This window comes from Methanosarcina sp. DH1 (genome assembly GCF_020804205.1).
GTDB lineage: Archaea > Halobacteriota > Methanosarcinia > Methanosarcinales > Methanosarcinaceae > Methanosarcina > Methanosarcina vacuolata.
In genome coordinates this window covers 109,667-131,295 of the sequence record NZ_WJBJ01000023.1, presented here as the reverse complement: position 1 = coordinate 131,295, position 21,629 = coordinate 109,667, and the positions used below count along the sequence as shown (strand labels likewise).

General features: G+C 42.5%; 17 protein-coding genes and 2 tRNA genes. 12 read left to right on the top strand and 7 right to left on the bottom strand.

The window, feature by feature from the left end; all coding sequences use genetic code 11:
- Positions 1-359: 359 nt before the first annotated feature.
- From FXW07_RS13595 to FXW07_RS13575, 5 genes are all read right to left on the bottom strand, one after another.
- Positions 360-551 (bottom strand): hypothetical protein, encoded by a 192-nt coding sequence (locus tag FXW07_RS13595; protein ID WP_229395909.1) that lies wholly within the window; start codon positions 549-551, stop codon positions 360-362.
- A 305-nt stretch (positions 552-856) separates the two neighbouring features.
- Entirely contained in the window at positions 857-2,836 is a 1,980-nt protein-coding gene (gene feoB, locus FXW07_RS13590; protein WP_229395908.1) for a ferrous iron transport protein B, read from the bottom strand.
- Positions 2,837-2,885: 49 nt separating this feature from the next.
- A complete protein-coding gene (locus tag FXW07_RS13585) occupies positions 2,886-3,551 on the bottom strand; it encodes a metal-dependent transcriptional regulator (protein ID WP_229395907.1) in 666 nt (221 codons plus the stop codon).
- A 206-nt stretch (positions 3,552-3,757) separates the two neighbouring features.
- Entirely contained in the window at positions 3,758-4,213 is a 456-nt protein-coding gene (locus tag FXW07_RS13580; protein ID WP_229395906.1) for an N-acetyltransferase, read from the bottom strand.
- A 311-nt stretch (positions 4,214-4,524) separates the two neighbouring features.
- Positions 4,525-4,599, bottom strand: a tRNA-Arg gene (locus FXW07_RS13575).
- Positions 4,600-5,044: 445 nt separating this feature from the next.
- On the opposite strand from FXW07_RS13575, the gene FXW07_RS13570 reads away from it, so the two are divergent.
- The 9 genes from FXW07_RS13570 to FXW07_RS13530 all read left to right on the top strand — a co-directional run bounded on the left by FXW07_RS13570 (position 5,045) and on the right by FXW07_RS13530 (position 13,599).
- Positions 5,045-5,608, top strand: a complete 564-nt coding sequence (locus tag FXW07_RS13570; RefSeq protein ID WP_229395905.1) for a biotin transporter BioY — start codon at positions 5,045-5,047, stop codon at positions 5,606-5,608.
- Positions 5,609-5,729: 121 nt separating this feature from the next.
- Positions 5,730-6,554 carry an energy-coupling factor transporter ATPase gene (locus FXW07_RS13565; protein ID WP_229395904.1) on the top strand — a complete coding sequence of 275 codons (825 nt, stop codon included), beginning with the start codon at positions 5,730-5,732 and terminating at the stop codon, positions 6,552-6,554.
- Positions 6,530-7,366 carry an ATP-binding cassette domain-containing protein gene (locus FXW07_RS13560; RefSeq protein ID WP_229395903.1) on the top strand — a complete coding sequence of 279 codons (837 nt, stop codon included), beginning with the start codon at positions 6,530-6,532 and terminating at the stop codon, positions 7,364-7,366. Before FXW07_RS13565 ends, FXW07_RS13560 begins: the two co-directional genes overlap by 25 nt.
- Positions 7,367-7,537: 171 nt before the next feature.
- Positions 7,538-8,311 carry an energy-coupling factor transporter transmembrane protein EcfT gene (locus tag FXW07_RS13555; RefSeq protein WP_229395902.1) on the top strand — a complete coding sequence of 258 codons (774 nt, stop codon included), beginning with the start codon at positions 7,538-7,540 and terminating at the stop codon, positions 8,309-8,311.
- A gap of 107 nt (positions 8,312-8,418) precedes the next feature.
- Positions 8,419-8,766, top strand: a complete 348-nt coding sequence (locus FXW07_RS13550; RefSeq protein WP_048122348.1) for a metalloregulator ArsR/SmtB family transcription factor — start codon at positions 8,419-8,421, stop codon at positions 8,764-8,766.
- On the top strand, positions 8,763-10,193 hold the full coding sequence (locus FXW07_RS13545; protein ID WP_229395901.1) for an SO_0444 family Cu/Zn efflux transporter: 1,431 nt from the start codon (positions 8,763-8,765) through the stop codon (positions 10,191-10,193). Before FXW07_RS13550 ends, FXW07_RS13545 begins: the two co-directional genes overlap by 4 nt.
- 94 nt (positions 10,194-10,287) lie before the next feature.
- On the top strand, positions 10,288-11,070 hold the full coding sequence (locus tag FXW07_RS13540) for a PspC domain-containing protein (protein WP_229395900.1): 783 nt from the start codon (positions 10,288-10,290) through the stop codon (positions 11,068-11,070).
- A 609-nt stretch (positions 11,071-11,679) separates the two neighbouring features.
- Positions 11,680-12,843: a 4Fe-4S binding protein gene (locus FXW07_RS19545; RefSeq protein ID WP_229395899.1), complete on the top strand. Its 1,164-nt coding sequence runs from the start codon at positions 11,680-11,682 to the stop codon at positions 12,841-12,843.
- A gap of 147 nt (positions 12,844-12,990) precedes the next feature.
- Entirely contained in the window at positions 12,991-13,599 is a 609-nt protein-coding gene (locus FXW07_RS13530; RefSeq protein WP_229395898.1) for a sulfite exporter TauE/SafE family protein, read from the top strand.
- Between the two features lie 438 nt (positions 13,600-14,037).
- On the opposite strand, the gene FXW07_RS13525 is transcribed toward FXW07_RS13530, so the two are convergent.
- Positions 14,038-14,112: transfer RNA gene (locus FXW07_RS13525), tRNA-Arg, on the bottom strand.
- Between the two features lie 352 nt (positions 14,113-14,464).
- Here FXW07_RS13525 and ilvE point away from each other — a divergent pair.
- The 3 genes from ilvE (at position 14,465) to FXW07_RS13510 (ending at position 19,204) form a co-directional block, all read left to right on the top strand.
- Positions 14,465-15,343 carry a branched-chain-amino-acid transaminase gene (gene ilvE / locus FXW07_RS13520; protein ID WP_229395897.1) on the top strand — a complete coding sequence of 293 codons (879 nt, stop codon included), beginning with the start codon at positions 14,465-14,467 and terminating at the stop codon, positions 15,341-15,343.
- Positions 15,344-15,778: 435 nt separating this feature from the next.
- A complete protein-coding gene (locus FXW07_RS13515) occupies positions 15,779-17,707 on the top strand; it encodes a molybdopterin biosynthesis protein (RefSeq protein WP_229395896.1) in 1,929 nt (642 codons plus the stop codon).
- Positions 17,708-18,109: 402 nt separating this feature from the next.
- The gene (locus tag FXW07_RS13510; RefSeq protein WP_229395895.1) at positions 18,110-19,204 is read left to right on the top strand and encodes a GTP-binding protein; all 1,095 of its coding nucleotides are present in this window, start codon (positions 18,110-18,112) and stop codon (positions 19,202-19,204) included.
- Positions 19,205-19,340: 136 nt separating this feature from the next.
- Here FXW07_RS13510 and FXW07_RS13505 read toward each other — a convergent pair whose 3' ends face one another.
- The gene (locus FXW07_RS13505) at positions 19,341-21,449 is read right to left on the bottom strand and encodes a methyltransferase domain-containing protein (RefSeq protein WP_229395894.1); all 2,109 of its coding nucleotides are present in this window, start codon (positions 21,447-21,449) and stop codon (positions 19,341-19,343) included.
- Positions 21,450-21,629: the final 180 nt, after the last annotated feature.

Here is a 21,629-nt window from a genome sequence, read left to right as displayed (position 1 = left end):
TCAATTCAAGGCCGCATTGGGTTATGGTGATATTATGAGGATATCCACACGAAACAACGAAGAGTCCAAAAAAGATTCGGAAACAAAGAGGAACAATTTGGATGAAAATTAGGATAAATATTTTTCGATATATCTGTAATAAAAAACAATAAATAGGAGATACCTGCGCAAATCTTGCATCCCTTAACAAATCGAGCAAGAACGATGTTCAAACTTCGCGTGGATTCACAGGGAAGCCCAGAGAGAAAAATGTCCATAATACTACAAAATAGAGGAATGAAACCCAAGCTTAACTTTAAAATACAAGGAGTTAAAGAGTTGGATTTCAAGAAGGGGTAATAAATTTTAGGGGAAAAGTGTTAGTTCATGGATGAAAAGGAGCTCTCAAAGTCGACCAGTACATTCTCCCTTGATTGGATTTTGGAAGAGGTACAGTCCATTTCCGCAGCAGTTTCATTAACAACGGAACCGTGAGTTCCGGTACTTTCAAGGAAAAATTGAACCTCATCAAGTTCAGGCTCGCGAAAATGATCCATTTCAATTATATCCATAATAACACTCAACACGTTTTTGTGTAAGTGAGTGGTAATTCGGGTCATCGGGAATAACACTATGTACCAAATATTAATAATTTGCGGTAAAGGTAGAATATTTCGAAAAGAAGGGACACACTTGCAAATATATAAATGTTGTGCCCGATTAGAGAAACTTACCTTCCAAATAAACCACAGAGACTGTAGAGAAAGATAGTTACTTTGAGGAAAGCCAGGGCAAGAAATCTGCAACAGAATGTGAACTACCCCTGAGCTAAACTCAGGGATTTTACGCTTCGTCATATAAAAACGGAAAAAAGAAATCAAAGAAAAGAGGGCCCAAAAATCCTAATCAAGATGCCCATTCCAAGAGCCAGCAGTATAGTGAAAATAACTATTAAAGCCGTATCCTTTGCTCCAAGTTCGTGCTTCAGTACTGCAATCGTTGCTACACACGGCATATAGATGGTCGTGATTACAGCAAATTGGTACATCTGGACAGGTGTCATTACAGCTGCAAAATTGGCTGTACCTGCAAGCACGGCAAGAATCTGAAGCGCCATTTCTTTTCGGAGAATCCCAAAAACCAGGGCAGTCGCCGCAAATGCTGGAAGGCCCAGCAGGCCTACGGATATTGGCTCTACAAAGTCCTGGAAGATTGAAAGAAGGCCCAGAGCATCGGCAACCCCCAGAAAAGCGCTTCCAACGAGCAAAAGCGGAAAAGCTATATATAGAAATTCTCGGCTTTTCATCCACGTCTTCCTGAGAGTGGATTTCAGCCCCGGTTTTCTGAGAGGGGTCATTTCCATGATAAAGCCACTTCTCTGGCCTGGCAGACTTTTTCCCAGAATTAATCCCATGCCGGTAATAATGATAATCTCCAGAATATAGATTGAAACCGCAGGCCAGAAACCTACGAAAGTTCCAACAAGCCCCAGGATTATGACGGTTCGCGCTGAGCAGGGAATTAGAGATATAAGAAGGGAAGCTATCCTCTTTTCCCGCCGTGTGCCAAGGGAATGCACTGCCATAATTGCAGGGACGTTGCAGCCAAAGCCAAGAACCAGCGGAATCACGGCTCTTCCGTGAAGCCCAAGCTTATGAGTAAGATTGTCAAGCAGAAAAGCTGCCCTGGTAAGATAACCCGAATCCTCAAATATTGAAAGAATGGCATAAAAGACTGCAATATACGGAATTGCGATTGCAAATCCGGCTTCTACTCCTCGAAGAGAATAAACAATCAGGTTTTTCAGGACAGGCGACATGCCAGAAGTTGCGGCTTCGGCAGGAAGGATCACATGAGGCTCAAAGATTTCATTTACAATCCAGGTCTCAAGGAACCCGCCTACACGGAAAACAAGAAGGAAAGTAATGAGCAGGGCAGATATGAGCACTGCAATCCCGAAATTAGGGGATGTAAGGATAGCATCTATTCTTTCCCTTATATTTTTTTTAGGTTCAAACCTTGAAACCACGCTGTCCACAATATATCCTGCTTCCCCATAGAGATCTCTTGCAACAGTATCAGGTACCGAAATCCCCTGTTCTATCTCCAGGTTCTGTCTTAACCGCCTGGCAGAAGAGAGCAAGGCATTAGCCTCTGGTGGCATACAGCAGAGTTCTACAAACTCGGCATCGTTTAGCAGAGCTGCCATTTTTACGATTGGAGAGATATGGGGAAAGGTATAGTCAAGGCTAGAAAGAGCCTGCTGGACCCACTGGCTATATCTTACCTGATGGTGCTCCTGAGTCTTATTCTGTTCGTCAAGGGCTACAAGCATTACTTCATCAAGCCCTACTCCCCAGGTCGCAACCGTTGGTACTACAGGCAGGCCAAGCAGTTCAGAGAGTTCGTCTGTATCAACGAGAATCCCGAGGTCTGCAGCCAGATCTACCTGATTTAACGCAACAACCATAGGGATATCGAGTTCCAGAAGCTGCAGGGTCAGGTACAGATTCCTTTCGAGCCTGCTCGCGTCAACGACATTTATAATAATATCAGGTCGGTCCTCAATCAGAAATTGCTTGGTTACTTTTTCATCTTCGTTTGTGACCCCAAGGGAATAAATGCCTGGCAGATCAACTATTTCAATAGTTTTTCCCCGGGCTTTTACAATTCCTTTTTTAAGTGCAACTGTTGTGCCAGGATAATTTGAGACCTCAACCCCTACCCCCGTAAGCCTGCTGAAAAAGACGCTTTTTCCAACGCTTGGGTTGCCTATGAAAGCTATTGTCAAATCATAGGGACTTTTGCTCTGACTTCCACTTCCGGAAGTACAGCATGAACTGGAAATTCCTATCACATCTCCGGTTATTTTACTCCATGCCAGTTATATGCCTTCTCTTTATTTTTTACACGTTTCTGCTCTTCGGAGCTATGAAAATTTTCTTTGCAATATCCCTTCCGAGAGCAATTTCCGACCCTACCGCTATAACCGAGATACAGCCCTGCCTTTGCTTTCGCCTGACTTCAATATCTTCTCCCATAAGAATGCCAAGGGAAAGCAGGCGCTCTTTCATTTCTCTTGGAAGGGTCACCCGGGCAACTCTGCCTGAACTTCCTTCTTCCATCTCATCAAGCGGGACAAATTTTTCCTCTTGACCGATATTATTTTTATCAATATTGATCGGGTTCCCGTCAGGGCAATACTCGGGGCATCCCAGAAATTCGTAGATCTTTTCAAGTACGGCATCTGAGACCGCATGCTCAAGTTCACAGGCTTCTTTATGCGCTTCCTTCCTATCGAAATCAAGGACATCAACAAGGAAAGTTTCAAGTACCTGGTGTTTTCTTTTGATCTTGATAGCCTGATCAGTTCCTCTTTTTGTTAATTCAACTCCCTGATAAGGTGTATACTCTACAAGCCCCGAAGAATGTAACTTTTTTATCATTTCCGTCACGCTTGGCGGAGATACGTTGAGTTCTTCAGAAATCTGTTTAGTCTTTGCAGGGCTTTGATTTTTTCTAATGAGGTAGAGAATAGTTTCAAGATATTCTTCAAATCGCTCTATATGCATTACATCATCCCGCCAGCATATGCCTGACTCCATATCCGATAATTAGGATAGCCTAAAAACGTAACTGCCTGAATAAATAATTTTTGATCTTTGGCTATTTATATTAATTTTAAATCCTGAAAATTGAACTCCTATAGTTTCGAATTTAAAGCCTTAAATTCAAAAAAATAAAAAACAGGATATCATAGAAGAATTTTAAAAGCAATTCAGGAATGAATCGACTTCAGAACAGCAACTTCGTTACAATCCGGAAACTTAGGGCACCTCAAACAGCCGGACCAGATTTTTCTGGGAAGGGTGTTTTTGTCCACAACCTTAAAGTCCAGAGTCTCGAAAAAGCCAGGCACATAAGTAAGTGCAAAGACTTCCTTCATGCCAAGGTGTTTAGCGTCCTCAAGACAAGCCGTGACAAGCTTTGTACCTATTCCCTTTCTTGCACATACAGGGTTCACGGCAAGAGCAAGTATCTCTGCAAGGTCTTCCCACACTACATGCAGGGCACAACAGCCCACAACTTCTCCATCAATCTCACAGACGTAATAATCCCTGATGTTCTCGTACATCTCACTCAGCGAACGGGCGAGCATTAGCTCTTCCTTCGAATAGGTATTGATGATTTGTTTCATTACAACTACGTCATTTACTCTGGCTTTCCTGATCAATTCGTGTTTCCTCTGGGTTAGCATTTTCTTTTCGAATAAAATAGAATGCACTGGGATATGATCAATAAAAATGTATTGTATACTCCTATGGAATACTTACTTTCCAGATAAGAAATTTTCCATTGTTTACACTAATATTTACATCGGCAGTAGTGTTCAGAAATATCTGGTTCTTCTGAGCAGGCAGAATGTCCATAGCGCCTTAGAATGAAAACCCTGGAGTTAGAAAATAGAGTTTCGTTTCTTAGAAAACTGAGATAAACAGGTTAATGGAATACGGGCCAAGAAAAATACAGATTAAAGGAAATTAGCGGGCGCGAAGGGATTTGAACCCCCGATTTACAGCTTAGGAGGCTGCCGCCATATCCTGGCTAGGCCACACGCCCATGAAACACTTTCCGAAAAATGCAATCTTACAACTACCTGCTGAATTTGCATTTCAGGTGATCCATAATACCGGTATAAGATGTATATCAAATTATCGCTCCGAATGGAAGAAATGTATGCCTGGAAAATAAGAACTGTGATATCAGGAAAGTTTTAAATCTAATGTAAACCTTTAACTCGAAAGAGGTTAACAATACTTTAAATTTTCAGTTGCTATACAGCTTTCAGGACTGGAATTAACCATTATAAAGTTATCATTGTAAAGCTGACAAGGTTATTCGAGTCTTCAGTTTCTATATCAAATATTACAGCTTTAAAACATATTACAATCTTAAACTTACACTGTATTTTCCTGCCTGCCAATTCAAGGACGTAAAAAACTGACAGGCTTAAAAAAGGCGAAAAAATGAGAATAACTGAGTAAAATTGATACGAGGAAAAAATGTGTACATAAAAAACAAAGAGCCTTACTTCAACCGGACTCCTGAACTAAGGATGATGGTTTTCGCATCTCTTTTTGCAGCCCTGGCCGCCGTAGGGGCTTATATACAGATTCCTATACCTTTCTCTCCTGTCCCCGTTACACTGCAGGTATTCTTTGTCCTGCTTGCAGGAAGCATGTTGAAAAGCAAATGGGGAGGCTTGAGCATGATAGTGTATACCCTTCTCGGCATAGCAGGGCTTCCTGTGTTTGCAGGAGGCAGTTCTGGAATGGGAGTGCTTTTTGGGCCCACAGGCGGATACATAACTGGCTTCATTCTGGCGGCGTATGCTATAGGAAAGCTTTCCGAAAAGGCTGAAAAGGCTGATAAATCCGGTCTCTTTATCAATGCCCTTAATATGAGTGCAGGAGTACTGATTCTCTATGCATGCGGATTTATTCAATTAATGCTTGTAGCTGATATGGGACCTGGAACAGCCCTTGCTCTTGGTGTCATTCCTTTTCTGCCTGGAGAAATCGTAAAAACTGGAGTTGCCGCATATATTGCTTCAACCTACAAGCTCTAAAGCTACTTTCTTTTAATTTTTTATAGATAAGCAGAAAATAAAAGCGAAACTCAAATTTTCAGTATAAGTTATAATAATTTATAATAAATTTGAAATGAGACAATAAAAATTTAGAGTAAACATGATCAGGCTTGAAAAAGTGAGTTACAGTTATCCTGATGGTACCCCTGCGCTTGAGAATATAAACCTGGTTATAAAAAAAGGGGAATTCATAGGGGTAATAGGGAAAAACGGAAGCGGCAAATCTACGCTTGCCCTTCAACTCAGTGGACTCCTGAAACCTCAGGCTGGCAGAGTGATAATAAAAGGAATGGACACCCGTGATCCCTCAAATCTTCCAGGAATCAGGAAACTCGCAGGTATCGTTTTCCAGAATCCTGAGACTCAATTTGTAGGTCGGACAGTTGAAGAAGACCTGGCTTTCGGCCCAGAGAATCTCTGCCTTCCTCCTGCGGAAATTAGAAAGTGTGTGGATATGGCGCTTGCCGAAACCGGGCTTGAGAAGTACAGGCACCGTTCTCCGAAAGCCCTGAGTGGAGGACAGGGACAGTGTGTAGCTCTGGCAGGAATTCTTGCAATGAATCCTGAATGCCTTATCGTTGATGAAATAACTTCCATGCTTGACCCTGAATCCGGAATAGCTGTTCTGGAAATCATAAAAAAACTGCACCGGAAAGGAAAAACCATTGTATATATCACTCACAATCTAGAAGAACTTCATGACGCAGACAGAGTCATTGTCATGGAAAAAGGGAAAATAAGGCTTGAAGGCGAGCCGGAAAGTATTTTTTCCGATGTTTCCCTCCAGACATTTGGGCTTTCCCTACCTTCTTTGATTGAGCTGGCTGAGAACTTGAAAATGCACGGAATAATAATTCCCTGGGAAAAAACCTCTTCTCCCCAGAGCTTTGCAGAGGAAATATGCCGATTATTCTTGAAAACGTAAGTTTTTCCTACTCCAGAAAGACTCCTCTCGAAACTCTCGCATTGAGAGATATCAACCTGAAGATAGAGAAAGGAGAGTTTGTGGGAATACTGGGAGAAAAAGGCGCAGGGAAATCTACTCTAACAAAACTTTTCAACGGGATTTTAAAACCAGAAACAGGAACCATTCGCGTGGATGGGCTTGATCCTTCTTTAAGAGAGACGAAACGCAGGATAGGAATGGTTTTTCAGCAGACTGCTGACCAGCTCTTTTGTAAGACCGTATATGAGGAAATAGCTTTCGGGCCCCTGAACTTTGGGTACTCGAAAAAAGAAACCGAGGAAATGGTATATGAGGCAATTGAAGCTGTCGCTCTTGACCAGAGTGAGCTTTCTCGAGACCCTTTTAGCCTGAGTGGAGGAGAAATGCAAAGAGTTGCTCTTGCAAGCGCCCTTGCCCTCAGGCCGGACTATCTTGTACTGGACGAACCAATAACAGGGCTTGACCCGGCTGGAAAAAAGGACATTCTTGAGACACTTAAAAGAGTTAAAGAGAAGGGTACTGCGATCATAACTGTAACCCATAATCTTAAAGGGTTCTTTCCCTTGCTGGAACGAATAGTGCTCATAAGGGAAGGAAGAATAATATTTCAGGGAAGCCGGGAAAGCTACCTCGAAAAAGGATTCGAGCCCCTCCCGCCTATAGCATCCATGATGAAAGAACTTAGAGCAAGAGGACTGCCAGTAGACACTGAAGTCTTCACGGTTGAAGACGCTCTTAAAGAGGTTCTGAGATTAAAATCGACCCATGAAACAGAAAATAATGGGAACTAAAACAGGAATTCACTAAAACAGGAATTCACTAAAACAGGAACTCACTAAAACAGGAATTCACTAAAACAGGAATTCACTAAAACAGGAACTCACTAAAACAGGAATTCACTAAAACGGGAAGCTTCGGAAAATTCCTGAAAAATCATTTATAAAGAGAAAGTCGAAGGAAATATGCAGGAACCTGTTTTCAGTTACGTGCCAGGGGCTTCCATTCTCCACAGGCTTGACCCCAGGACAAAAATTGCAGCCGTGATGCTGCTTGGAATTCTGACGTTCAAAATAGGGAATTTTGCAGGAATAGGGGTTCTTTTCGCTTTTTTCTTTACCCTTGCTTTACTCTCAGGACTGCCAATGAAAGTGTTTTTCAGGGCAGTAAGGCCGATGATGCTGTTTATATTTTTTATTTTTCTCACACAGCTATTTTTTACCGATGGAAGAGCCCTTGCTTCGTACTGGATTCTGCAGCCAAGTCTGGAAGGGCTGGAAAAAGGGCTCAAACTTGCTGCCCGATTTATACTACTTTTGCTTTTTGGAGCCCTCCTGACAGCCAGTACTGACCCATCGGCAATTACCTGCGGCATAGAAAGGATGCTAAGGCCTTTACCATTGCGCTGGCTGGGAATCAGCTCTTTTGAACTTGCTACGATGATGAACATCTCTATAGCGTTTCTTCCCCTTCTGTTCGAGAGAGTAGAGCGGACAAAAGCAGCTCAGAAAGCAAGAGGGATGGATTTCGTAAAAAATCCTCTTCGTTCAATTCCTGCTCTTGCAATTCCTTTGCTAAGAGGTGTAATCAGGGACGCTGAAGAACTGGCCCTCGCAATGGAGAGCAGAGGATATCAGGGAAGAAAAAGGACCTCGATACACGAACTTTCCATGCAGAAAAGTGACTTGGAAGCTCTTTTTATCCTTGCACTTATTATCACCTTCATTTTGGTTCTTTAAATACAGTATAAAGAAAAATTTTAAGATACAACCGAGGTTCTGACAATTTTCTTAGATAGCGCAGTTCTTAAAAAGATACTAATATATGAACAACTGTTCATATGTTCATGCAAGAGAAATGTGAAAGAGTGGATTCAAAGCAACTGGAAAAACTGTTAGAAAACGTTCCGGGCCCCGAAAGTGTCACGCGGATGGCTGCGGTTTTTCAGGCGCTCCAGTCCGATACACGCCTTAAGATCCTTTTTTTACTAAAGCAAAAAGAGATGTGCGTCTGTGAACTTGAACAGGCGCTTAGTGTCACTCAATCTGCAGTCTCTCATGGGCTTCGCACCCTAAGGCAGCTTGACCTTGTTCGGGTCAGAAGGGAGGGAAAATTCACGATTTATTATATTGCAGACGAGCATGTCCGAACGCTAATTGAAATGTGCCTTGAACATGTGGAGGAAAAAGCATGAACTTCGAATTTCTAAACACTCTTCTGGTCTTTTTTTCAGGGATTCTCCTGGAATCCTGGAAAACCTTCGTAGAAATGGCTCCCTATCTTATTTTCGGCCTGGGTATTGCAGGTCTTCTGAATACCCTGGTGCCTGACCAGAAGATTGTGGAATACCTTGGAGCATCGGCGGGAAAAATTCGCTCTGTTATCAATGCCGCCCTTGCAGGTCTTCCCCTGCCTCTCTGCTCCTGTGGAGTGATCCCTGCCGCGATGTCGATCCGAAAAAGGGGAGCTAATCGGGGAGCAACCCTTTCTTTCCTGATCTCAACTCCCGAAACAGGGGTTGACTCGATAGCGGTTACTTATGCTCTTATGGACCCCCTGATGGCAGTTTTCCGCCCACTTGCTGCTCTCGTTACTGCTGTTCTTACAGGGCTTGCAGATAATTTTTTGATAGGGGAACATCTGGAAAAGAAGAATATCCAAAAACAGGAAATCCAAAAACAGGAAACCAAAAAACAGGAAAATCCTGGGAAAAAAGCAGGAGTTCTTGCAGTCTCGACCTTGATTGGAGCTCCCTTACAGGAAAAAACATGCAGCTCTTCCTCATGTAGTTGCCATAAGCCAGCAGATTCCGGTAACGGAGAAAACGAGTATGTAAGCACTACAACTGAGGCTATGGAAGTAATGTCCTCAGGAGCAAAACCTCTGGAAATCAATAATAAATCTGAAAATGTCCGAAAACTTGCCCTGGTAACCCCAGACTTCCAGAAAGAGGGCTCTTCATGCGGCTGTGGAAAATGTGGGTCCGAAGAAAAGGAATCGAGAAAAGAAGGGAAAGATAAAGAACCCGGAAAAGATAGAAATAATAAAGAATCGGTAAAAGCCAGGTTGATTAAAGGAATAAAATATGCTTATATCGAGCTGCCAGCCGAGATTTCCAAATGGATGATCATCGGAATATTTTTTGCAGGAATAATTTCCTATGCAGTTCCTGATAGCCTTATCCAGAATTATCTGGGAGGAGGCTTTGCATCAATGCTGGTCATGCTCATTGTGGGAATTCCTCTTTATATCTGCGCTACAGCTTCTACCCCTCTTGCCGCAAGTCTTATAGCCAAGGGCATGAGTCCAGGTACTGCTTTTGTTTTTCTCCTCGCAGGGCCGGCAACCAATGTAGCAACTATAACGATGGTTGCCCGCTTCCTTGGAAAACGTTCGGCAGCTCTGTATCTTGGGATGATTTCTCTCTGCTCTCTTGGGGCAGGTTTCCTTCTGGACTGGTTTTATCTAAAACTCGGGATCAGTGCGATAGCAACTGTGGGGACTGCAAAAGAACTGCTCCCCGAAGACCTGAAGTTGGGTTTTGCGTTTATCCTTCTCCCCTTGATGATATATGGGATTTTTCGAAACGAAAAAGAATGCGGCTGCTCTGAATGCCACTAAAGTAGAAGATGCCAGAAGAAGGAAACATGAAAATAGTGAAGGGGATGGAAAAGGTACCAGAATAATATAAATCCTCACAAATAGAATAATCTATATGCAGGAAAATCCCGAATCTCAAGAAAAAAAAGTAACTAAAGGATACTTTTTTGAAGTGCCAGGGGTACCTAAAGCCAAATCTGAAGAGGAACCATGTGCGAGACCTGAGGGAAAAAACGAAGAGGAAATCAGCGGAAGTGCTGCACCCCTGGAAAGAGAAGAGCCGAAAAAAAGCGAATTCAAACCTGAAGGGGAACTTGAAACTGGCTATACCGAGGAATCCTGGGCAAAACCTGAAAGAGATATGGAAGAAAAAGAAAAACAAGGAAACCCCAGATCCGAAGAGAAAATAATCCCGAAAGAAAGTGAATTCAAGGCTCCAGGAGAACTTGAAACCGGCTATACCGAGAAATCCTGGACAAAGCCTATAGATATGCAAGAGAGAGTCGTTATAGAACCTGAGGAGAAAAAAGAAGAGGAAGCCGCCAGAGGTGCTGGAGAGAAAGTCAGAGAAGAAGCAAAGGAAGCCGGAGAAGAAGCAAAGGAAGCCGGAGAAGAAGCTAAGGAAGAAGCTAAAGAAGAAGCTAAGGAAGAAGCTAAAGAAGAAAAGCGCACTGCCTACACTATGAAAAAGCGTCTGACTAAAAGCAAGAAAGAACGTATGCTCTTCGGAGTTTGTGGAGGGTTGGGTGAATACTTTAGCATTGACCCTACCTTTATAAGGCTTGCTTTTGCAGCCCTAGCTCTGCAAGGAGGAATTGGTATTGTCCTGTATATTATCCTGGCAATACTTATGCCCTCGGGGGAGGGATATAAAATGATTCCCGGCTCAGAGCAGTGATTTTCAGCGATGAAATCTTACAAAGTTTTATCTGACATGAAAATGCTTGAAATAACTTTCATATTTTTGTGCATGTAATTCAATGAATTTCATGCTCGTTTTTTTAAATTTTCTTTCTCTTAGCTTCCCGTTTTTCAGCTTTTAAATCTATATCGGAGCTAGACTATATTAGCATGAAAATTAGCATGAAAATACTGCCATCTGCAAGCACTTTCATTGGTTGTGCATGTTGTTCAAAGAATATCATGTGCGCTTTTTGTAAACTGAAACACAAATATTGAATATTACAGGATACTCATTTTTTTAACTGTGCTCTTTTCTTAAATTACCTGATTCAGAAACTCTCTATCAGTGTCATGTGAAAATAGATTCAAAGAGCAAGTCTGTGAATTTTCGGAGTAAACATTAACTTATTAATTTTTAAGTCCGCCAGTTTGTAAAGTTTCAGAAAACAATAACATTAACATGTGGCTGGTGATTAAATGGTCAGAATTTTGTATCAAAAATTTCGACAAGCTTTTATATAACTGATAGAAAAAATAATTTTAAGAGAAAAATATTCTTATTATTGAGCGGGCCTAGCTTTTTTGCGCCAGATGAGGTAAGCAAGTGTTTCAATCAAACAAAAGCGAGAGTAAAGGAGCACGATGCGGTACAGACCGTTTAAAGTATTCTTTCGCAGTCAGTTTTACTGCGGCAGTTATCACTGGTTTAATCTTATATTTTCTTGTAGGAAGGGGAGACTCTTCTTCAGCTCGCCTGGCAGTCACCGCATTTATTGTCATAATAGGTACAGCACTGACTTTTTTCATCCTGTGGAGTGGAAGAGTCAACCTTCTCCGCATGGTAACTTTTATTGGAATAGATGGTTTAATTTTCACCATCGCGCTTAGTCTGGAACATGAAGTGCAAAGGGGCAGCATTCTGCTGACCAGTCAAGCCTTGAACAGTAATAGCGTTCCCATCTGTCCTATCACCATCCCATTCGTAGCGGTACCATACTTTACCGAAGGAAAAATGGTCTTCCCATCCCCAGTCACATCGCTATTTGCCGTTCTCTTTATGTGGCTCGGTCTTGTACTTATCCTGGGAAGAGGGTGGTGTGGCTGGATATGTTTCTTCGGATGGATGGACCAGTTTTTTGCTTCTCTATTAAAGAAGCCGATCATACCTCTTGAAAACCCCCCAAAATGGGCTAAGTTGTTTCCTTACGCATTTATGTTGTTCCTTATCCTTGTCAGCGCTGTCTTTCTGATACCTATCTTCTGCGCTTTTATATGCCCGCTGCGGATTATCTATGACCCACCAGGTGTAACAACGACCTTTGAGTGGATCACAGCGCTGATATTCGTGACTGGTGGGCTGATCTTCCTGGTGATAGGCCCGCTGCTCACAAAGAAAAGGCTGTTCTGTAGCTTTATATGCCCGCTTATGCCTGCCAATACTCTAATTGGGGTTATCAATCCGTTTAAAGTAAAAATCGACACAACCCTCTGCAAGAAATGCGGTTTGTGCGTGAAAAGTTGTGAGTTGTTCGCGATCACCAAAGAATCGCTTGCGAAGGGAAGAACAACAATCGAGTGCGCCAAGTGCGGAAAATGTATGGACAAATGTCCTGCAGGTGCGATCAATTACAAGCTGATGTTTACTGACCAGACCATAAGATTATTTTTTATTCCGCTGGCAATTATCTTTAATCTGCTTATTGCTTCAGGCTTCATATGGACGGTTGTACACTACCTGATGACCGGCGAAATAGTGAGTTTCCAATAATTGCATTTACTTATTGACTGGTAATAATGGAAGTTTCTGAAATGGCTATTGACAAAAAAAATATCAGGATATGGGTAATGTATCTGTACATGGTTCTCATTGTGATCATTGGCTTTTCTTTGTTAGCAAAGTCATGAGCGGTGGCTGATGATCGTAGAGACTATTTCCCGGGGCATGTTGCTGGGGTTGTCCACGGGCGTTTTCTGCCTGGTCACCTGCGCCCCTGTATATGTGCCTTTTGTCCTATCGGAAGACCGAAAGCTGCGGCGGAATATACTATCCATTGGACAAATTGCAATTGGTAGGCTAATTGCTTACCTGTTTTTCGGCCTGATCCTGGGAATTCTCGGCAAGCAGATAGACGGAACATGGCTTAATAAAGCTATAGGGACTGCTATGATTCTGCTTTCTGTCCTGATGCTAGCTTTTGTGGCGGTAAAAAAATGGCCTCATTTTGGGTTGTGTAAGCTGAGTAAAAAATACGTGAATTATCCCGCTTTCTTTGGCCTCCTGACAGGAATCAATGTGTGTCCTCCATTCCTTCTGGCGATGTCCGCAGCTCTGTCTTATGCCAGTATTACAGGCAGCATATTGCTATTTGGAGGATTTTTTGTTGGAACCTCGTTTTATCTCATATTGCTGGTGCCGCTGGGACTCGCAGCTAAAGTGGAAAGTATCAGGCAGATAGGGCTGATTACAACAGTAATGTCAGGAGTAATGTTTCTCGCGCTGGGACTGGGGTACCTGCTATTATGAAGTCAGATCCTGTTTAGTGGCTTTTTGAGTTTCCAGATTAGGTTTAGTGGCCTTTTATGTTTCCGATTTTACAGAATTTTTGTTGCATTATTCTATCTACGTCTCCTACAATTTTGATCCTGCAATTTTGATCCTACAATTTTGATATGAGATTTCCAAAAACAAAAGTTGCGCGCACTCCGGTAAAACTGTAGTTTGTGTTAAGACTCCTTACTGTAAAGAAGGCCTAAAAACAGAGAGGGCCGACAGAAAGTATAAAAGCTCTACAGAAATGGTCAAAAAACAGAGATGGGCAGGTAGAAAGTATAAACTTCTACTGAAAAAGGGTAAACATGTCAGAAAGAATGAGAGTGAAAACAGTTTGCGCAGGTTGATTTGAAGTAAGTAGAGAATTCAAAAACGGCTTTTAAGGCTAATTAGAATAGATTAAGAATTAAGCGGGCTCGAAGGGATTTGAACCCCCGACGTCTGGGTTAGAAGCCCAGCGCTATATCCTGGCTAAGCCACGAGCCCTGTTTGCTTTTCTTAGTACGGAATACGAAATAAGCGTTTTAACATAAAAGCTTTTTGTATGGATACATTAATTGGGACTGTAAATATCTTAAAATATTTATATAGAATCGGAATTGTAATATATATTTAGTATATACTGACTTATTCGGCATTTTACTTAGGAATTTGCCAGTATGGAAACTTCCCTGAGGCTTTGAATTTTTAAAACCCCGCGCAGAGCTTACATACTGTCAATGAGTGAAATAAAGTAAATGGTTTATAGGGTTTGCATATTACAATCATATTTAATTGACATTATCAAGAAAATAAGTGAACTCTATAAAGTAGTAAGATTGCAGAGGATTGTTCGCAAATGAGTGAGTTATTAATCTACTTGGATGGGAAGTTTGTTCCCAAATCCGAAGCCAAAGTTTCGGTCTATGACCATGGTTTCCTCTACGGCGACGGTGTTTTTGAAGGCATAAGGGCATACAACGGCCGCGTCTTTAAGTTAAAAGAGCATGTTGACAGGCTTTATGACTCGGCAAAGGCAATTGCAATGGATATCCCCCTTACAAAAGAAGAAATGAGTGAAGCAATACTTGAAACCCTCAGGAAAAATAACCTTAAAGATGCATATATCCGTCCTGTTGTTTCGAGAGGCACTGGAGATCTCGGGCTTGACCCCCGCAATTGTGGGAAACCCTGCGTGGTTGTCATAGCCCAGGGTTGGGGAGCCATGTACGGCGACCTGTATGAAGTCGGGCTCAAAGCCGTCAGTGTCTGTGTCCGAAGAAATGCACCTGATTCCATATCCCCTAATATCAAGTCCCTGAACTACCTGAACAATATCCTGGCAAAGATTGAAGCTAACGAGAAAGGAGGAGACGAAGCTATCTTCCTGGATCACAATGGTTTTGTCTGTGAGGGTTCAGGAGATAATATCTTCGTAGTCAAGAATAATAAGGTTCTTACTCCCTATACAATCAGCAACTTAAAAGGGGTCACCAGAGCCACAGCTATCGAGCTTCTGGACGAGATGGGATACAAAGTCATCGAAGCAAATCTCGGTCTATTTGACCTTTACACAGCCGATGAAGTTTTTGTCACAGGCACTGCAGCTGAAGCTGCTCCTATAACCAGACTTGACGGCAGGGTTATAGGCACAGGCAAACCCGGGCCCATGACAATGAAGATGGTTGAAGCTTTTGAGAAAATAACCCAGAGTACGGGCGCGCCAATTTACAAATAAAAAGGCAACCCCGATAAATGAAAGAAACAGAAGGGGCAATAAAATCAAGCGGGACTTTTCCCGCCACGATTTTTTTGGATAATTTTCTGAAGCAGCTTTTGTATGTTCCTCTTTTTAAGTTTCTACTTAAGCTGTTCTTAAGTCCCTGTTGAAGTTTCTTTTAAGTTCGTGTTTTAAACTTAGATTCTAAATCTTTTGACGTTCTACTTAAGCTTCTATTTGGACTAATTTTGAATTTTTATTAAATCTGCTACCTGGACTAATTTTGAGTTTTTTTAATTTCGAGTTGAGCAGCTCTTAATTAACTTGCTTTTTAGATTTTTTGAGGAAAAAAGTAAGTATAAAATGTCGGGATAAAACAGTATGAAACATGCCTGGAAATACTATTAAACTAGAACACTTATCTGAAGACCTGTAAATTAAGGTTGAATTTCTATGAAACGCAAAGAATTTCGGGAACTTATCTCTGTAGAGAAGGCACGGGAAATAATAAATAACCTGCAAGTTTTTCCCAGGCAGGAACGCTTAACCCTTGAAAACGCTTACGGTAAAATCCTTGCAGAGGATATTGTTACCGAAATCAATGTCCCTCCTTTTCCAAGAGCTATAATGGATGGTTATGCAGTCAGGGCAGAGGATACGTATGAATGCAGCGGAACCGAGCCTGTAGAACTCAAACTCATCGGAAACATCCAGGCCGGCTCGGATGTAAAATTCAATGTTTCAGCGGGGGAAGCCGTGGAAATAGCTACCGGAGCTCCGATTCCCGAAGGAGCTAACGCTGTGGTAATGGTTGAATATAGTTCTGAAGAAGACGGAACCGTATCGATTTACAGTCCTGTAACTGTGGGAGAAAATATCATGAAGGCCGGTTCTGACATCCAAAAAGGAGAGCGTATGATCAGGGCAGGTCGGAAGCTCGGGACCAGGGAAATCGGAGTGCTTGCTTCTGTCGGAAAAAAGGATGTGCCTGTCCTAAAACTGCAGGTTGGAATACTCTCAACAGGAGACGAGCTTGTGCGTCCCGGAGAAAAACTTACTTTCGGAAAGATATATGACGCAAACTCTTACACCTTATATGCTGGCATACATGAATGTGGCGCTTTCCCCCTGCTTTACGGGATTGTAGAAGATAACAAGGCAGCCATGAAAAAGGTACTTGAAACTGCGGTTTCGGAGTGTGACCTGATTCTGACTTCTGGCAGCACGTCATCGGGGTCAGGGGACGTGATGTACAGACTCGTAGATGAAATCGGAGAAACCCTTGCCCACGGCATAAGTGTAAAACCTGGGAAACCTGTGGTCATTGGAATAATACAAGGTGTCCCTATAATAGGGCTTCCTGGAAACCCTACATCTGCATTAACAATTTTTAACGAATTCGTAGCTCCCCTACTTAGAAAAACCCTTGGAGAAGAGAAAGCGCTTAAAAAAACGGAAAAAGGAGTTATAGGCACACGTTTCCGTTCAGAAGGAAGGCAACAACTTCTCCCAGTAGGCCTGATCAGGGGAAGGGTTTATCCTGCAGATAAAGGCTCGGGTGCCATAACCTCTCTTTTCGGGGCAGATGGCTTTATTGAAATCCCACCCAGTACAGAGTTTATTGAAGCGGGAACCCCTGTAGAAGTGACTCTTTTCGGAGAGGTTGAAAAACCTGATATCCTGATAGCAGGCGGCTTCTGTCCTGGTCTTGACCTTCTTGAAGACCTTAGTGGACTTCGTTTCCGGGCCCTTTACACAAGTTCAAGCGGGGGCTTCAGTGCAATTGCCGCAAATACAGCCGATATTGCAGGCGTGAATCTGCCGTCACGAGACCACCGGGGACAGGATGGAGTCCTGTATAACGTCCCTACAATCGAGAATATGGGACTTTCGGACATTGTTCTTGTCAAAGGGTACAGGCGGGAAGTAGGGCTTCTTGTCAGGGAGGATAGGCAGGTTTCCGGGCTTTCTGACCTCCCGGGAAAACACCTGATTAACCGGAATCGTGGTTCAGGTACAAGAGCTCTTTTAGACCTGAAAATTGCAGAATTTATAGCTGGAAAGGGAATTGATAAAAAGGAGTTTACAGATTCGATTCCTGGATATGCATCCGGAGCAAAATCGGAAGTAGCTGTCTGTGAGACCATCATCTCAGAAAACGCCGAAGTAGGTGTGGGAATAAGAAACTGTACTGAAAAGAATGGGCTCCAATTTGTAAAATTTGCAGAAGAAGAATATGATTTCCTTATAAGGAAGGAAATTCTGGAAACTCCCGAAGTCTGCAAGTTTCTGGAAACTCTTAACTCCGCAGAATTCGCTTCAAAGCTTCCCGAAGGGATACGTGTGTATGAGAGGACAGGAGAAATAATATTCTTTGAATAAAAATAATATTTTTTGAATGAAAATAATCTCAATGGATAGGAGAGATTGTCCCTTTGAGACAGTTCCTTTGAATAAGATAAACGGCCACTCATCATAATAAGTAAGACTGTCTCTTTGAATCCAGTTCTGATGAAGAAATTTTCACCGGAAGCAGCTTTTAATAAGCTTTAAGTATTATTATAATTATTATGAAATAGAAATGTTTTGAGTAGCCTTATTATTCAGAACCAGTAAATGAAAACATTCCATAGTTATATATATTGCATTCAACTATTCAGGATAAAATATCCAGATACGGATCTCTTTTGGATCAAAAAAGGTTTGTATAAACCGTTTGGACACGGTTTCTTTTTCAATTAATATGAAAATCATTTCTTTAGTCCCTAAATCGGCAGGTTCCAGATGAGCAGCATACAGGAGCAAATACAGGACGTCGAAGACGAACTTCGAAAGACCGTGTACAATAAGGCAACTTCCCATCATATAGGCCGCCTCAAAGCCAAGCTAGCCCGCATGAGGGATGAAGTTGAGAAAAAAGCCTCGGCAAAAGGAGGAGGAGAAGGGTACTCGGTCAGAAAATCAGGAGATGGAACCGTCACCCTTGTAGGTTTTCCATCAGTAGGGAAATCTACGCTTCTGAACAAAATCACGGGTGCCAATTCTGCAGTGGCAGCATATGAATTTACTACCCTTACAGTTGTGCCAGGCGTACTGGAACACAAAGGTGCAACAATCCAGTTCCTTGATGTCCCTGGGCTTGTAAAAGGCGCATCTTCAGGGCGTGGACGTGGAAAGGAAGTCATATCTGTTATCAGAAACTCGGATATGGTTATATTTTTGCTTGATGTATTCCAGCCCAAGCATTACGAAGTACTTATGGACGAACTTTACCAGGCCGGCATTCGTGTGGATGAAGAGCCCCCTGATGTGGTAATCAAGAAAAAAGATAGAGGTGGGGTAGTGATCAATTCAACCGTTGACCTTGACCTGGATGAGGAAACTATCAAGGCTGTGCTGGATGAGTATAAGATCCACAACGCAAGTGTACTTATAAGAGAAAACATAACGGTTGACCAGCTTATTGACGTTGTCCTGAGCAACCGCAGCTATGTCAGGTCTCTAATAGCTGTTAACAAGGTTGACCTGGCCTATCCACAGTTGATTGAAGAATGCAGAGAGCTATACCCTAACTCGATCTTTATTTCAGCCCATGAAGGCATTAATATCGGGACTCTCAAAGATGCTATTTACGACAGGTTGGGTTTCATTCGAGTCTACTTAAAGCCACAGGGTCAGTCTGCCGATATGGAAGAGCCCCTGATAGTTATGAGCGGGACCAACATAGGCCAGATTTGCGATCGCCTGCACAGGGATTTCCGCAGGAAGTTCCGCTATGCTCAGATCTGGGGCACCTCCGCAAAACACCCGGGGCAAAGAGTAGGCCTTGACCATAGAATGCAGGATGAGGATATTCTTACAATTATCATTCAGAAGTAACATTTGAAGTAAATGAAGTAAACGTTCTGAAGTAAAAGAAGTAAACATTCTGAAGTAAAAGAAGTAACAGAACTATAAAAAAACGAGACGCGAAAAAGAAATACCCGATATTTTCGCATCCCACACTTTTTTGAGTTTATATGCTCTCAAAAGCCTGTACTGTTCCGGAAGTTTTTGAAAAAACACTTTTCTTCCTGTTATTTTCGGAATCAATACCGTTTCTAGCTTCAATTTCCTCTTCAAACTCAGCAGCGCATTCATCCGGGCTTTTTCGGGGAGTGGTTTCAGGCATTTTCCTTGGCTCGAGATTTTCAGAAGCTCCAAGGCCATACCTTTCCTTTGCAGCTTCTATAATGGCCTTAAGCATTTCGGAATAGGAAATATTAGCATAAGCCGCCATCTTTGCCAGATGACCGTCCCAGCACCAGCCAGGATTGGGGTTTACTTCAAGAAGTTTGGGTTTGCCTTCGGCGTCAAGCCTCCAGTCAAAACGGGCGTAATCCCGACAGCCTAATCTGGTAAAGAGAGCAAGGCAGCATTTTACGATTTCCTTTCGGGTTTTTTCTGGGAGATCAGCAAGCACGGACTTTATGTTCCAGTACGGAGAACCTGGAATCCATTTAGCTTCATACCCGCAGATCTTTGGAAGGTCTTCAGGCACTCCCGAGTAATCTTCTTCCGTAATAGGCAGTACAGTACATGCAGGCGGATTTCCAATAATGCCAACACTGATATCTTTTCCGGGAAGAAACTCTTCCAGCAGGAAAGGCCGGTTCGAGCCAATTTTTTCCCGGGTTGCCGCAAGAATTTCAAGAAGTTCCTCACGGCTGTGAGCAATGCTTTTCTGTGTAATCCCAAAACTTGAGTCCCCTGAATTGGGCTTTACAAGCAGGGGGAAAGAGAGAGAAAGCTTTGAAAGCTCCGAGTCTTCGGTTACAAGCATTCCCTTTGCTACAGGAATACGCATCTCTCTGGCAAGGCCCCTTATAATGGATTTGTCATAACAGAAAGCAAGACATTGAGGGCCCGCCCCTGTATATGGAATGTTGAGCTGTTCGAGCAAAGCCGGAACATGAAGCTCTTTTGTGGGGTCGTTATTAAACCCTTCATCACAGAGATTAAGTACAAGATCAATTTTTGCTGCTTTCTTCTTCAGTTCCTCCAGCAACGTTTCGTGCCTGTCAAGGAAAGTAAATTTCATAAAAGGAATCTCTGCAAGTGCTTTTTTCATTCTATCAAGAGTATCAAAATCATCATCATCGAAGACACAGGCAGGCTTAACCTGATCTTCTTTTCTCGGATCTCCAAGCACAACTGCAATATTCATTGGTTTTTTATTCCCGGCTGCGTGAAGAGAAGGAGGCCACGGTTTCTCAACAGAGGCCGAGACCAGGATTCTCTGTTCCATCATGCCCGCATCCTGAGTAACTGCGGATACCGGGCTAAAAGTAGTGTGAAAAGTCGGACTACTAAACCCTGACGCAGTAAGCAACTCAAAAAGGCTTCCTTTATTGTATAACCTCTCAGCGTAAAACTGGTCTGCAATTACTCCTCTGTCAATACGGCTTATCACTTCTCTGCAAATTAGCCGATCACCATCGGCCGAGAGGGCTCTTTCCCTGCAGACAAAGTATTTCCTGTCCAGCCATTCCCATGACCTGGGCTGGAAGCTTTTTTTCATGTAATCTCCGTCCACAACATCAACAAAAACTCTGCCTCCGGGCTTCAGAACTCTGAAAATTTCTTCAAGAACCTTTTGGTCCTGGAGCGTTGAGTCAAAGTAGCCAAAACTGTTGCCCATTATAGTAACTATGTCAAAAGTATCAGATGGATAGGGAAGTTTTCTTGCATCTCCTTCTCTGAACCTGACCTGCAGGTTCTCTTTCTGTGCTCTGGTTCTTGCTTTTCTTATAAGGTACTGGGACCTGTCATATCCTTCAATATTTGAAAAACCTCTCCTCGCCAGTTCAAGTATATGTCTTCCCTGACCACAGCAAAGATCAAGAATTTTTTCTTCAGGAGACACTCCTAAAATGGAAACAATGAGATCGACCTCTTTTCTAGTAACCTCCATATCATCCAGAAGATCGGCATCGGTCTTAAGGTAAAGTGAGTTAAAAAGAGTCTGCCACCAGTCGGACCGGACATGAGTTTCAAGGTCGTCAACAGGCCCAAAGGTTTTCTTCTGTACAGTGCACCTGGTGCGTCTGCGCCTGGTATTTGGATCTGTATTATTCAGGGTCATGATCTTATATCTTCCAGAAAAAAGTGTATGTGCTTTGAGTATATCAAGTTTATTGGAGAGTTGAAAATACTTACGTACTCGTAGAAAAAAAGTGGATGCATTAAAGATCAATAGACCTATAAATTTGGTTTAAGGGAGTATTACATCTTTAAAATATATTACAAGACAAATATGGGTTTA

Coding starts and splice junctions, on each gene's coding strand:
- FXW07_RS13530 (WP_229395898.1), top strand. CDS start 12,991: ATGATCGTAGAGACTATTTCCCGGGGCATGTTGCTGGGGTTGTCCACG.
- FXW07_RS13540 (WP_229395900.1), top strand. CDS start 10,288: ATGCAGGAAAATCCCGAATCTCAAGAAAAAAAAGTAACTAAAGGATAC.
- FXW07_RS13595 (WP_229395909.1), bottom strand. CDS start 551: ATGGATATAATTGAAATGGATCATTTTCGCGAGCCTGAACTTGATGAG.
- FXW07_RS13505 (WP_229395894.1), bottom strand. CDS start 21,449: ATGACCCTGAATAATACAGATCCAAATACCAGGCGCAGACGCACCAGG.
- FXW07_RS13550 (WP_048122348.1), top strand. CDS start 8,419: ATGCAAGAGAAATGTGAAAGAGTGGATTCAAAGCAACTGGAAAAACTG.
- FXW07_RS13510 (WP_229395895.1), top strand. CDS start 18,110: ATGAGCAGCATACAGGAGCAAATACAGGACGTCGAAGACGAACTTCGA.
- FXW07_RS13585 (WP_229395907.1), bottom strand. CDS start 3,551: ATGCATATAGAGCGATTTGAAGAATATCTTGAAACTATTCTCTACCTC.
- FXW07_RS13545 (WP_229395901.1), top strand. CDS start 8,763: ATGAACTTCGAATTTCTAAACACTCTTCTGGTCTTTTTTTCAGGGATT.
- FXW07_RS13565 (WP_229395904.1), top strand. CDS start 5,730: ATGATCAGGCTTGAAAAAGTGAGTTACAGTTATCCTGATGGTACCCCT.
- FXW07_RS13515 (WP_229395896.1), top strand. CDS start 15,779: ATGAAACGCAAAGAATTTCGGGAACTTATCTCTGTAGAGAAGGCACGG.
- ilvE (WP_229395897.1), top strand. CDS start 14,465: ATGAGTGAGTTATTAATCTACTTGGATGGGAAGTTTGTTCCCAAATCC.
- FXW07_RS13560 (WP_229395903.1), top strand. CDS start 6,530: ATGCCGATTATTCTTGAAAACGTAAGTTTTTCCTACTCCAGAAAGACT.
- FXW07_RS13555 (WP_229395902.1), top strand. CDS start 7,538: ATGCAGGAACCTGTTTTCAGTTACGTGCCAGGGGCTTCCATTCTCCAC.